12 protein-coding genes are annotated in these 12,065 nt (G+C 65.2%); 8 read left to right on the forward strand and 4 right to left on the reverse strand.

The window, feature by feature from the left end:
- Nucleotides 1–2 precede the first annotated feature (2 nt).
- The 6 genes from BDD16_RS22430 to BDD16_RS22455 all read left to right on the forward strand — a co-directional run bounded on the left by BDD16_RS22430 (nt 3) and on the right by BDD16_RS22455 (nt 7,877).
- Nucleotides 3–437, forward strand: coding sequence for a DUF29 domain-containing protein (locus BDD16_RS22430; RefSeq protein WP_179636356.1), 435 nt, complete (start codon nt 3–5; stop codon nt 435–437).
- A gap of 813 nt (nt 438–1,250) precedes the next feature.
- Nucleotides 1,251–2,441 (forward strand): ATP-binding protein, encoded by a 1,191-nt coding sequence (locus tag BDD16_RS22435; RefSeq protein ID WP_179636357.1) that lies wholly within the window; start codon nt 1,251–1,253, stop codon nt 2,439–2,441.
- A 77-nt stretch (nt 2,442–2,518) separates the two neighbouring features.
- Nucleotides 2,519–4,090, forward strand: coding sequence for an ATP-binding protein (locus BDD16_RS22440; protein ID WP_179636358.1), 1,572 nt, complete (start codon nt 2,519–2,521; stop codon nt 4,088–4,090).
- A 2-nt stretch (nt 4,091–4,092) separates the two neighbouring features.
- Nucleotides 4,093–6,408: a phage integrase family protein gene (locus BDD16_RS22445; RefSeq protein WP_179636359.1), complete on the forward strand. Its 2,316-nt coding sequence runs from the start codon at nt 4,093–4,095 to the stop codon at nt 6,406–6,408.
- A gap of 295 nt (nt 6,409–6,703) precedes the next feature.
- Entirely contained in the window at nt 6,704–6,892 is a 189-nt protein-coding gene (locus tag BDD16_RS22450) for a hypothetical protein (protein ID WP_179636360.1), read from the forward strand.
- Nucleotides 6,893–6,920: 28 nt separating this feature from the next.
- A complete protein-coding gene (locus BDD16_RS22455) occupies nt 6,921–7,877 on the forward strand; it encodes an IS1595 family transposase (RefSeq protein ID WP_179632657.1) in 957 nt (318 codons plus the stop codon).
- 117 nt (nt 7,878–7,994) lie between these two features.
- On the opposite strand, the gene BDD16_RS22460 is transcribed toward BDD16_RS22455, so the two are convergent.
- The 4 genes from BDD16_RS22460 to BDD16_RS22475 all read right to left on the reverse strand — a co-directional run bounded on the left by BDD16_RS22460 (nt 7,995) and on the right by BDD16_RS22475 (nt 10,666).
- Nucleotides 7,995–8,252, reverse strand: a complete 258-nt coding sequence (locus BDD16_RS22460) for a hypothetical protein (protein WP_179636361.1) — start codon at nt 8,250–8,252, stop codon at nt 7,995–7,997.
- A 3-nt stretch (nt 8,253–8,255) separates the two neighbouring features.
- Entirely contained in the window at nt 8,256–8,570 is a 315-nt protein-coding gene (locus tag BDD16_RS22465) for a transposase (protein WP_179636362.1), read from the reverse strand.
- Between the two features lie 312 nt (nt 8,571–8,882).
- Nucleotides 8,883–9,944 (reverse strand): ATP-binding protein, encoded by a 1,062-nt coding sequence (locus tag BDD16_RS22470; RefSeq protein WP_179636363.1) that lies wholly within the window; start codon nt 9,942–9,944, stop codon nt 8,883–8,885.
- Nucleotides 9,935–10,666 (reverse strand): response regulator, encoded by a 732-nt coding sequence (locus BDD16_RS22475; protein WP_179636364.1) that lies wholly within the window; start codon nt 10,664–10,666, stop codon nt 9,935–9,937. The genes BDD16_RS22470 and BDD16_RS22475 overlap by 10 nt, the downstream gene beginning before the upstream one ends.
- A 180-nt stretch (nt 10,667–10,846) precedes the next feature.
- Between BDD16_RS22475 and BDD16_RS22480 the strand changes: the two genes are divergently transcribed.
- Both BDD16_RS22480 and BDD16_RS22485 read left to right on the forward strand, forming a co-directional pair.
- On the forward strand, nt 10,847–11,602 hold the full coding sequence (locus tag BDD16_RS22480; protein WP_179636365.1) for a DUF4395 domain-containing protein: 756 nt from the start codon (nt 10,847–10,849) through the stop codon (nt 11,600–11,602).
- An 11-nt stretch (nt 11,603–11,613) separates the two neighbouring features.
- Nucleotides 11,614–12,033 (forward strand): hypothetical protein, encoded by a 420-nt coding sequence (locus BDD16_RS22485; RefSeq protein ID WP_179636366.1) that lies wholly within the window; start codon nt 11,614–11,616, stop codon nt 12,031–12,033.
- Nucleotides 12,034–12,065: the final 32 nt, after the last annotated feature.

The raw sequence follows: 12,065 nt of genomic DNA on the forward strand, positions 1-12,065 counted from the left end.
GAATGGGAACGCCGTACGAGAAGGACGTGGTGGCCTGGGCGATGGAGCAAGCCGCGCTGTTGCGCTCGGGCCAGCTCTCGGCGCTCGACATCGAGCACATCGCCGAGGAGATCGAGGACGTGGGCAAGAGCGAAAAGCGCGAACTGGCGAGCCGCATGGCAGTCCTGTTGGCGCACCTCCTGAAGTGGCAGTACCAACCCGGCCGGCGAGGCAGCAGTTGGAGCCGCACGATCAAGGAGCAACGCAAGGCCATTGCGGCGGCGATGCGTCAGACCCCCAGCCTCAAGGCGTCGCTGAGCGATGCTGACTGGTTGGCAGGGACATGGTCTGATGCGGTGACCAAAGCGGTCGAAGAAACGGGACTGGACAACTTCCCGGACGACTGCCCGTGGTCGATGGAGCAGGTGCTGTCGGCTGAGTTTTTGCCTGAGGCGTGATGTGAGCGCACCTGGGAGGGTGCGCTTCGCTTGCACAAGTAAGATCGCTCGCACAAGCGAAATTGATGCTATCGATACGGTCGACCCTCAGAGAGAGGTAGGCTCCAGACCGCGTCCGAAAGATGATGCTACTTGGCAAGTAAAAATGATGCTTGATGGGCGATTCAAGCAAATTTGACGCTTGCTGTCGGGTCGCGAGGGACTGGGTATGCACAGCAGCCGGTGTGCCGGCCGATCCCCAACGACCAGGCTGTGCAGCCGAACTCACCGAGGCGCGCCCACACCTCCTGACCCAGGATTGCCGTGAATTCAATGACTTGCAGGCTGACGGCGCGGGTTGTGGCAATGCCGTCGGTGCTGGCGTCATGGCGGTGTCGCGGCACCATGAGGCCGCGCAAGGTCGCCATCTGCGGCTGCCCGGCGTCGATAGCATCAAATTGTCTTGCAAAGCAGCATCAAATTCAGTTGCGTGAGCGGGGCTACGCCTGGCGCCGAGATTTATCTTCACCAACTAACGCCCTGATAATAAACATTCTCAGGGTGTCAGAAAAATACCTTCATCGCGCACCTGCTGGATTGATGGGGGTGCTTTTTGAACTCCGCAGAGGCGGCACGACCCCGACTGTGCCGGCGTGATCGACACCCGGCACGCCTTTGCGGCCCGGCGCCATCTCGCCCGCCGCTCGATACCACGACACGTCTCCCGTGATCCCCGCAGCTCTCGCCCTGCCGGCTTGGCTTGGCCAGAAGTGGCTGATCGAGATCGATATTATCGATATTGAATAACTTTCATAAACTCTCTACACTTGGCCCATGGACGCCGTCAAAAACCCCTTTGCCCCTGGTGCCGGTTCCCCGCCGCCGGAACTCGCTGGTCGCGATGACCTGCGAGAAGCCGTTCGCGTCGCCGTCGAGCGCACGCGAGCGGGGAAGTCCGCGCGCAGCGTGCTGATGGTCGGCCTGCGCGGCGTAGGCAAGACGGTGCTGCTTGACCGCATGCGCGACGACGCGGAAGCCTCAGGCGTGCACACCGTCCGCATCGAAGCCCCCGAGGATCGCTCGCTGCCCGCCTTACTGGCGCCGCAGTTACGTGTGGCGTTGTTGCGGCTGAGCAAGCTGGCGCATGCCAAGGACTTGGCCGTGCGAGGCTTGCGCGCTCTGGCAGGTTTCGCCAAGGCCCTGAAGGTCACGTACGGCGACATCGAGGTCGGTCTGGACTACGAAGGTGAGCCCGGCCTGGCCGACAACGGCGACCTGGAGCACGACCTGCAGGAACTGCTGGAAAGCGCCGGCGCGGCGGCCAAGGCGGCCGGCACGGCCCTGGTGCTCTTCGTCGACGAACTTCAGTACGTGCCGGAGCCCCAGTTGGCGGCCCTCATCACCGCGATGCACCGCTGTGCTCAGCGTCAGGTACCCGTGCTCCTCGTGGGTGCCGGTCTGCCGCAGTTGCGCGGGCGCATGGGCAATGCGAAGTCCTACGCTGAACGCTTGTTCACGTTTCCCGAGGTTGGCCCGCTCAGCGCTGACGCAGCGGTGCGTGCCATCACCAGGCCGATCGAAGCTGAGGGCGCCGAAATCACCGTCGGCGCCGTCGAGCGGATCTTGACCGACACGCGCTGCTATCCCTACTTCCTCCAGGAATGGGGCCAACGGAGCTGGGAAGTCGCTGTCGAGTCCCCCATCAAGGCCGATGACGTCGAGCAGGCGACGACCACGGCCGTGGCGGCGCTCGACGAGAGCTTCTTCCGAGTTCGCTTCGATCGGCTGACGCCCCAGGAGAAGCGCTACCTGCGCGCCATGTCCGAACTTGGTCCCGGCCCCCATCGATCAGGGGCTATTGCCGATTGTCTCAAGCGTGAAGTCAGTTCGCTGGGGCCCGTGCGCAGCTCGCTGATTGCCAAGGGCATGATCTGGAGCCCCAGCCACGGCGACACCGCGTTCACGGTCCCGTTGTTCGATGAGTTCATGCGGCGGATCATGCCCAGCGAAGACTGGCGCACGTGAGTGCACGTGGGGACGCGGTGGCCGCAAGCCCCACCTGACGACGCATCGCCAGCAGACCGCCCCACTACACTTGCCCCATGAGCCCCGCCGCCCCTGCACTGCCCCGCAAGAAGCTGCCCGTCGGCATCCAGAACCTGCGCGAAATCCGCGAGCAGGGCCACTACTACGTCGACAAGTCGGGCCTGGCGATCGATCTGCTCAACTCAGGCAAGTACTTCTTCCTGAGCCGGCCGAGACGCTTCGGCAAGAGCCTGCTGGTCGACACGTTCAAGGAACTGTTCGAGGGCCACCGTGCGCTGTTCGAGGGGCTGGCCGCCGAGACCCGCTGGGACTGGTCGCATCGCTACCCCGTCATCCGCATCAGCTTCTCCGATGGCATGCTGCAGAGTCGGACTGAACTGGACACCCGCATTCACGAGATCCTGCAGGACAACGAGATGGAGCTGGGGGTGCAAGCTCAGCGCCGCACGGTGAATGGCCGCTTTGCCGAACTCATCCGGCTTGTGCATGAGCGCCATGGCGCCCCGGCGGTGGTGCTGGTCGACGAGTACGACAAGCCCATTCTGGACAACCTCACCGATCCGGCCAAGGCTGCGGAGATGCGCGACGGGCTGCGCAACCTGTACTCGGTGCTCAAGGGGGCCGATCCGCACCTGAAGTTCGTCTTCCTGACCGGGGTGTCCAAGTTCAGCAAGGTCAGCATCTTCTCGGGCCTGAACCAGTTGGTCGACATCACGCTGGACCCGCGCTGGAGCGCGCTGTGTGGCTACACCGATGAGGACATCGACACCGTCTTCGCACCAGAACTGCCAGGGCTGGACCGCGAGGAGATCCGGCGCTGGTACAACGGCTACAACTGGCGCGGCACCAGTGTCTACAACCCCTTCGATGTGCTGCGGCTGTTCGACCGGCGCGAGTTCCACCCCTACTGGTTCGAGACGGGCACGCCCACCTTCCTGGTCAACCTGCTGGCCGAGCGCCGGATCTTCACCCCGGACCTGGGTCGCATCGTGGCCAGCGAGGCCCTGCTGTCCACCTTCGACGTGGACACGATGCAGCCCGAGGCCCTGCTGTTCCAGGCCGGCTACCTGACCATCGGCCAGGTGCGTGCCATTCCGGGGCGCATGGAGTTCACGCTCAAGTACCCGAACCTGGAGGTGGAGGCCAGCCTCAACGACAGCCTGCTCAAGCGCTACATGGGCGACGCCGCCGCCTCCGAGGCGCAGATCAGTCGACTGTGGCGCGTGCTGCAGGCCGGTGACGTGGCGGCCTTGCGCGAGCTGTTCCACGCCTTCTTCGCCAGCATTCCCAACGACTGGTACCGCAACAGTCCGATTGCCCAGTTCGAGGGCTACTGGGCCAGCGTGTTCTACAGCCACTTCGCCGCGCTCGGGCTCGATATCCGGGTCGAGGACTCGACGAACAAGGGCCGCATCGACATGACGGTGCTGGCGGGCGGGGCGGTGTGGGTGTTCGAGTTCAAGGTGGTGGAACTCGTGCCCCAGGGCAAGGCCCTCGCGCAGATCCGCGACCGGGGCTATGCGGACAAGTACCGCGGCCGGGGTGAGCCCATCCACCTGATCGGCGTGGAGTTCAGCCGAGTCAACCGCAACATCGTGGGCTTCGAGGTCGAGACCCTCGCCGTTTGACCGTGACGCCAAACCGCCTGCGCGGCCGTCCCCGCGGCACCCAGACCCGGCTGCTGCACGAACACGCAGGCCACCTCGGGCGTCACCACTTTGCTTTCCTGCGCGCGCTGCTCGACAGCGTCGAACTGGAGCATGCCTGGACGCGCTACCTCGCGTTCTCGGGCGGCCCGAGCGACCGGCGGCACTTTGTCAGCCGCCTGCGCCAGGTGGTCGAGGCGATCGAACATGCGGGGGCGCGGGGTGCGTGCGCGGCCGAGATGGCGGTGGCACTGCCGGCGCTGCGCGCGCTGCCGGACTTCGTGCCGGCACGGGGGGCACGACGGGACAACTTGCCGCCAACAGCCACTGCCTCCACTGTCGCCACTGCCCCTTCCCTGGACGACTGGCGGTCCGCGCAGTGCGGCGCCTCGGGCATCGAGGAAGACTTTTATACCCAAGCCGAGTGGATCGACCTCTATGGGGAGACGTTCGGCCACGCACCGCCAGCGTCGGCATCGATGCCCGCACTCTCCCCTGAGCACGCCCTCTCCCTCTCGGCCACGGCACACGCCCACCTGGCCGAGACCGCTCACCCCGAGGTGACCCCACGCCTGACCCCGGCGCAGCACCGCGCCGTGATCGATGCGCTGGCCACCCTGGAGCGCGTGCTGGCCCGCGAGGCGCGGCTGGACGACGAGACCGGGTTCTGGCTGGGCGCGGGCTTGCCGCGCGAGCTGGCCCGGGTGGGGGTGCAGTCGCTGGGCGACCTGGTGCGCTACATCAACCTGCAGGGCTTTCGTTGGCACCGCACGGTGTCGCGACTGGGCGCGGTGCGCGCCGCGCGGCTCGTGGCGTGGCTCGTGCCCATCGCGCAGCAGGGGGACCAGGCGATTCGGGACTCGGCACTGCGGCCCGAGAGCGACCTCGCACGGCTGCGCCAGCGCGACCTGGCGCGTGGGCCGGTGACGGACCTGGCTGATCTGAACGGCGGCACGGATCCTCTGATGCCGGTCGCGGTCCCGGTCATGGACGTGGCCCTCTCGGACGCACTTTCCGGACGCGACGGCCTGTTCCGCGCGCCCGACACCAACGTCTGGGGCGCAGAGACCGACGTGCAGGCCATCCAGCAGTGGCTGAGCCGCTACCAGGGCCAGACCCGGCGCGACTACGCCCGCATCGCCGAGCGGTTCTACCGCTGGTGCCTGCAGGTGCGGCGCAAGGCGCTGTCGTCGCTGCAGGAGCCGGACCTGCAGGCCTACCAGGCGTTTGTCACCGCGCCACCGCCGGACTGGGTACAGCCACGCAAGGTGCGCCGGGAAGACGCCGCATGGCGACCGTTCCGGGGACCGCTGGGCCGCAACAGCCAGCGCCACGAGTTCGCGGTGCTCGGCGGGCTGTTCGCGGCGATGCACGACAAGGGCTACCTGCGCGCCAACGCGATGTCCGGTCTGGGCCGCACGCTGGGGCTGGTGAAACCCAGCATCGACGTACGCCGGTCGCTGAACGAGGCGCAGTGGTCGTTCGCGATGGCGGTGCTGCGGGAGCGGCCGGACACGCCGGCGCGGCGGCGGCTGCAGTTGCTGCTCGAACTCGCGAGCACGACGGGGCTGCGGCTGTCGGAGTTGGCGACGACCCGGATGAAGGGTTTGCGGCAGGAACTGGTGGACGGGGAGTCCGCGTGGCTGCTGGACGTGATCGGCAAGGGCGGCAAGCTGCGCACGGTGATGGTGTTCGACGACATCAAGGCGCTGATGGAGCAGCACCACGCGGACATGGACGCTGCAGGGGTGGGGTTCGAGGATGCCGTCAAGCGGGTGCAGGTGCCCAACAGCCTGCCGACCACGGCTGCGGGCGAGCGCATGGCTGCGGGTGGCCCGGGGGCAGACGCATTGGAACCCACGGGCCACGCGCTCCAGGACGCCCTGCGTGCCGAACACCTGCAGGGGTGGCGGCCACTGATCGGGATCCTGCGGCGTCCGCCGCCGAAACGGGATCTGGACGCACGCGGGGTGCCGTTCGTGGACCAGGAGCGCCCCGCGCAGGCCGATCGGTATGGCGCGCTGGAGCGCTCGGCGATCTACGGGCTGCTGCGGCGTTTCTTCCGGGATGTGGCGAACGCGGCGGCCACGCGCGAAGGGGCACCGCCAGCGGCCGAGTTCACCCGGGCCTCGACGCACTGGCTGCGCCACACCTTCGCCAACGAGGCGATCAAGCAGATGCAGCCGCAGGTGCTGCAGAGCCTGCTCGGGCACTCGGACCTGCGAGTGACGTCGGTGTACGTGAAGGCGCAGGCTGCTGACCTCGTGCGGGGCATGCGGGCGCTGCCTCGCCGGGGCTGAAGAACGACCTGACCTTCAGGGATTCGACGTCTATATTACGCCTGACCGCCGACTGGCGCCTTGCGGGGTACTATTAATAATCAGGGCATATTTTGACTGGCAGGTAATTTTGCCAAGCAATTAATACTGCCGCCGATATGGTTTCATATTGATCTCGCATGGAACCGAGTGGTATTTATCGGATACGGGCATCCGCACCGCTGAGAGATGGACGAAAAATCGTCCCTGCACAAAAAACTTGCCGCCTGACACTTTTTGTTTCTAGAATGCTGTTCGCCCAATCCGGAGCCATGCCGTGAACAGCTACACCTTCCTCCTCAGTGACGTGACAAAATCCCGCGCACTGGCCTACATGACCCTCCTGCAAAGCACCCGGATGCCCGGTAGTTATCTGGCTGCAGCTTTGGAAGGCATCGATATTAAAGCCCTCCTGATTAGCAATGATCTTCAGCAAGGCCCTAGCCGACGATCAGGCGTAGCGTAGAAGGCAGACAAAGCGCAGGAGCGAGCACATGCCGATGAACCGAATCCAGTTCCAGCAAGGGATGTCGCTGCCGGAGTTCATGAGCAGCTTCGGCACGGAAGAGCAATGCGCCGAGGCGGTCAAGCAGGCACGCTGGCCCCAGGGCTTCGAGTGCCCGCGCTGCGGCACTGCGGCGCACTACGTGGTGGGCCAGGGCGCACGCAAGCTGTATCAATGCAACGGCTGCCGCCACCAGACTTCGCTGACCGCGGGCAGCCTGTTCGCGAGCACCAAGCTGCCGCTGAGAACGTGGTTCCTGGCGATCTACCTGCTCAGCCAGGCCAAGACGGGGCTGTCGGCGCTGGCGCTCAAGCGGCAGGTGGGCGTGAGCTACCCGACGGCGTGGCTGATGCACCAGAAGATCATGCACGCGATGGCCGAGCGGGAGAGCCAGCACCGGCTCGACGGCACGGTGCAGCTCGACGATGCCTACCTCGGCGGGGAGCGCAGCGGCGGCAAGGCGGGTCGGGGTTCGGAGAACAAGGTGCCGTTCGTGGCGGCGGTCTCGGTCAATGACCAGGGGCATCCGCAGTACGTCAAGCTCGCGCCGGTGAGCGGCTTCACGCTGGAGGCGGTGGGCCAGTGGGCGCAGGCGGCGCTGATGCCGGGAGCGCGGGTGGTCAGCGACGGGCTGGGGTGCTTCGCCGCGGTCACCAGCGCGGGCTGTCTGCACACGCCGATCGTGGTGGGGCAGCGCAAGCCGCGCGAGCTGCCCGAGTTCACCTGGGTCAACACGGTGCTGGGCAACCTGAAGACGACGTTGTCGGGTGCGTTCCATGCGTTCAAGTACCCCAAGTACGCCAGCAGCTACCTGGCAGCGTTCGCCTACCGCTTCAACCGTCGGTTCGACCTGCGCGAGTTGGTGGCTCGGCTCATCATCGATGTCTCGCGGTGCAAGCCTCGGGCTCAGCGGGTCGTTCGGGGGAATGCTGAGGATCGTTGCTAATCAGGAGGCGCGAAGGAAAGCGCGCATGACCAAGTAAGAGCGACTGTGGTGTGAGAGCCTTGGTCGCTTTTTCTTTGGTACGCTGTGGCGCTTGCAGCCCTCATCGGGTCAGTGCTTTCAAGGAGCCTTCGCTTTGCGCTGCTGAAGCGTCCGAGCCACGGAGAAGTGGGTACGGCCGGGATCATGGGTGCGCTTGACCGCAGGCGTTCGTGTGCTGCGCCCGGTCTTGGGGTAGCGGGCCAGATCAAGCCGCTTGGCCTGCTGCGCCAGCCATGCCGCCATCGCCTGCGGACTGGCCCGCCGGAAGGGCTCCCAATCCTCGGCATCGACGATCGTGTCCAGGCTCTCGCCGAGGTTGCGCATCTCGATGGCCATGTATTAGCCCGACAGCGCGGCCTCGGCTTCCTGGCCGTGGGCGGCGCGGACGGCCGCCTTGACCACCGCCAGCACGTTGAACGCCACCATCGCACAGGCCAGCGCGAACAGCGCCGCACCGGGATAGCACAGCGTGCGCACCTCGCAGCGCAGTTGCGTCGTCAGGTGCAGGAAGGCCCGCTCGATCGTCCAGCGCTGGTGGTACAGCGCCGCCAGCGTGAGTGCATCGGCCTGCTCGGCGCTCAGCGTGGTCACCAGACAGATCGTGTCGTCGCCATCGCGGGTCGGCTTGGGCAGCCGGATGCGGATGCGCCGCACCCTGAGTGCCTGATCGTCAGCCTCCAGACCGAGTTGGAGAGCATGAGGAGTTGTGGGGTGTCACGCCGCAGCCCGCTGAAAACGAGGGAATCGGGACGCGTTTCATCCGGCCCGAATTGCCTCTGAGGCTCATATCTCACAACTCCTCATGCTCTCCGTGCAGGTGAGTGCTGAAAGCCATCGCCTGCTGCGCAGGTCTGCAGAAAAACGTCGGTCGGCGCAAGATGGCGGCTGGTGACACGACGGTTGGGCCTACCCCTACACGTATCGACTTGCCTAGATCGAGATGAACTGGTGTCACGACTGCTTGTTCTAGCCCTTTCGGGTGGATCGAGGCAGATCCAGAATTGCTCTCAGCCCCCCGCTGGTCCTGTTCTCCAGAACAAGGGTTCCACCGTGGTAAACCGCCGCATCACGCGCGATCGCCAGACCCAGTCCGACACCCCCAGTGTCCAGATTGCGCGAGGAGTCCAGACGGACGAAGGGCTCACAGGCTCGGGCCAGATCGTATTCCGGTATGCCGGGCCCGTCATCATCAACCACCACGCGCAGCGCTGTGGCGGAATCTTCGATCCGCACAGTCACGTTCTTGCCATGGGCCACTGCGTTGTCGATCAGGTTGGTCACGGCGCGCTTCAGGACTGACAGCTTGCCGGCATAGGGTACCGGTGTCGCATGCCCAAGATCAGGATCCTCCAGGCGCACATGGCGCCCGAGCGCCTGCTCATCCTCGACGATGCTCGACAGCAGCGCATCCATGTTGATCGGCTGGATCGGCTCCGCATCCTCCAGTCCGCGCAGGTAGGCCAGAACGCTGTTGACCATGCCCTGCATGGCGTCGATGTCGGCATTCAGCTTGTCCTGCAGAGCAGGGTCGTCAACCAACTCGGCGCGCAGTCGCATGCGGGTGAGCGGCGTGCGCAGGTCGTGCGACACCGCCGCCAGCGCGCGGCCTCGCTCCACCACCAACTGGCGCAGCCGATGCTGCATGAAGTTGAATGCTTCGGCCGCGCGACGCACTTCGGCCGGGCCGCCCACAGGCAGTGGAGCGGCATCCAGGTCGTGCGCAAACGCGGTCGAGGCCATTGCCATCCGCTGCAGCGGTTTCGTCACCCAGCGCACGGCAACGAGCGACACGATGATGACCGCCCCGAGTGTGAGCGACACATGCCAGATAAAGCGCAGCGGCAGCGCGTCGAGTGGCGCAAGCGGCGGCATGCCCGAATACATGTGACCGTCTGCCAGCAGTGCAGCGCGTTCCTGCAAATGCAGCAGCAGGCTGGCGAACTGCGCGGCCAGCAGGCCGAGCACCAAGATCAGCATCATGCGACCGGACAGCGAGCGCGGCAGCAGTCTGTCGAAAATCATTCGCATGAGGGCAGACCCTCCACGGCAGCAGCCAGCACATAGCCTTCGCCGCGTACCGTCTTGATGAGGCCGGATTCGCGACCAGTGTCCTGCAGGCGTTGACGCAGCCGGCTGATCTGCACGTCGATCGCGCGGTCGTAGGGTTCTGCCTCGCGGCCGTGGATGAGTTCTACCAACTGATCTCGGTTGAGCACGCGGTTGGGGTGGTCGAGCAGGATCCGCAAAAGCCGGTACTCGGCACCCGACAACGGGGTGGCGACTCCATCTGCGCCAGTCAGCACCCGAGTGGCGGTGTCCAGTTTCCGGCCGGCGAAGCCCAGGCAACGCTGGCTGTCCGGCTTCAGGTTGGGTGGAAGTGAGCGGGTGCGCCGCAGGATGCCCTTGATGAGTGCCAGCAGTTCGCGCGGGCTGAAGGGCTTGACCAGGTAGTCGTCTGCGCCCATCTCGATGCCTAGGATGCGGTCGGCTTCCTCTCCGCGCGCCGTGAGCATCAGCACCGGCAGATTGGACCTGGAACGCAGGTCACGACACAGCACCAGGCCGTCGGTATCAGGCAGCATCAGGTCGAGCACCATCAGGTCGATGGCGTGCTTGTCCAGCACTTGCCACATCTCCCGGCCACTGCCAGCCGGCTTGGCATCGAAGCCATTGCGCGCAAGATAGTCCACCAGCAGTTGGCGTATCTCTGGATCGTCATCGACGATCAGGATGCTGTCTTTCGGGTCCATGGCCGTAGTGTGGAAGTCGGCATCGCCGAGCGAGGTACCCAGACATGGTGAGTTTTGTATCGCAGTGTTGCATGCGACCCCTGCGCAAGATGGCGATGCAATTCACTCGGTGGCCGCCATTCGGCCGGCATCTTCTGCGGTTTCAATGCGTGCATGTAAACACCCCCGGGTACTCCCAGCATGTCAACCATCTTTTCGTTTGGTGAACGCCTCGACGGCTACGCTGTGCCGGTGCTCAACGAGCGCGCCGTGCGCGCTGCTGCCGGCATCGTCTTCTTCTTCGCTTTTCTGTCGTTCATGAATGCCTGGCTGGTCGGCAATTTCCAGCCTACACGGGTGTTCGTGGTGGCCTTCCTGATCGACTTCACCATCCGCATCTTCGTCAACCCGAAGTTCGCGCCGAGTCTCATCGTGGGTCAGTGGATGGTTCGCAAGCAGCAGCCCGAGTACGTCGGCGCACCTCAGAAGCGATTCGCGTGGGCGATCGGCTTCGTGCTGGCGGTGGTGATGTTGTACCTGGTCGTGATCAAGCATGTCATCGGGCCGATCAACTTGATCGTCTGCGCGGCCTGCCTTGTGCTGCTGTTCTTCGAGACAGCCTTCGGCATCTGCATCGGCTGCAAGGTCTACAACTGGTTCAACAAGGACCAGGCGAAGCTTTGTCCGGGTGGTGTGTGCGAGTTCGAGCCGGCACGCGGTGCCGGCGGCAACTGGGTGCAGGCGACCGTGGTACTGGCCTTTGTCGGCGTCATCGGTGCATGGATCAGCCGCGTGTCAGCCAACGACCCCTACGCCCGTGCGGTCACCCCTGCCACCGAACCGCCCATGGTCTCACCAGCGGTGGACGCAGCCGAAGTCGAGCGCTGCAAGGTGCCCGATTTCGCCAAGGCCATGGGTCATGAGGAAAAGTGGAAGCTCCACAACAACTGCAAGTGAGAACCCCAGCCATGCTCTGTCTGACCCTCTCGCGCCGCCGCTGGCTGACCAGTCTCACCGCAGCAAGCGCGTCACTGCTGCTGGCCCAAGCTGTCCACGCAGCGCAACCCGTGGTCGAGATCATTGCCTTCGCCCACCCACCGGTACAGTCCGCGCTCAAACCGCTGCGCGACTGGCTCTCAGCCCAGGGAACAAGGCTGAAGGTCGTCGAGATTGACATGGAGACGCCTGCAGGGGAGAAGCGTCTGCAGGCGGTGGGCGTGACCGGCCATGTGCCCGTGGTCGTGCTCATCGATGGCCAGCATCGGCACAAACGTGCCGACGGCAGCAGCCTCGTGAGCTTCCCCGCTGGACCTGGCACGCCGCCGGGTGTCAAGGGCACCTGGTCGGCCGCGGACGTCGAAGCCATCCTGAAATCGCGTTTGAGGTGAGGTCTATGCGCAGTCGCCGCAGCGGTGCCATC

The sequence above is a fragment of the Sphaerotilus montanus genome, from assembly GCF_013410775.1.
GTDB lineage: Bacteria > Pseudomonadota > Gammaproteobacteria > Burkholderiales > Burkholderiaceae_C > Sphaerotilus > Sphaerotilus montanus.

Coding starts and splice junctions, on each gene's coding strand:
- BDD16_RS22430 (WP_179636356.1), top strand. CDS start 3: ATGGGAACGCCGTACGAGAAGGACGTGGTGGCCTGGGCGATGGAGCAA.
- BDD16_RS22435 (WP_179636357.1), top strand. CDS start 1,251: ATGGACGCCGTCAAAAACCCCTTTGCCCCTGGTGCCGGTTCCCCGCCG.
- BDD16_RS22440 (WP_179636358.1), top strand. CDS start 2,519: ATGAGCCCCGCCGCCCCTGCACTGCCCCGCAAGAAGCTGCCCGTCGGC.
- BDD16_RS22455 (WP_179632657.1), top strand. CDS start 6,921: ATGCCGATGAACCGAATCCAGTTCCAGCAAGGGATGTCGCTGCCGGAG.
- BDD16_RS22460 (WP_179636361.1), bottom strand. CDS start 8,252: ATGGCCATCGAGATGCGCAACCTCGGCGAGAGCCTGGACACGATCGTC.
- BDD16_RS22470 (WP_179636363.1), bottom strand. CDS start 9,944: ATGCGAATGATTTTCGACAGACTGCTGCCGCGCTCGCTGTCCGGTCGC.
- BDD16_RS22475 (WP_179636364.1), bottom strand. CDS start 10,666: ATGGACCCGAAAGACAGCATCCTGATCGTCGATGACGATCCAGAGATA.
- BDD16_RS22480 (WP_179636365.1), top strand. CDS start 10,847: ATGTCAACCATCTTTTCGTTTGGTGAACGCCTCGACGGCTACGCTGTG.
- BDD16_RS22485 (WP_179636366.1), top strand. CDS start 11,614: ATGCTCTGTCTGACCCTCTCGCGCCGCCGCTGGCTGACCAGTCTCACC.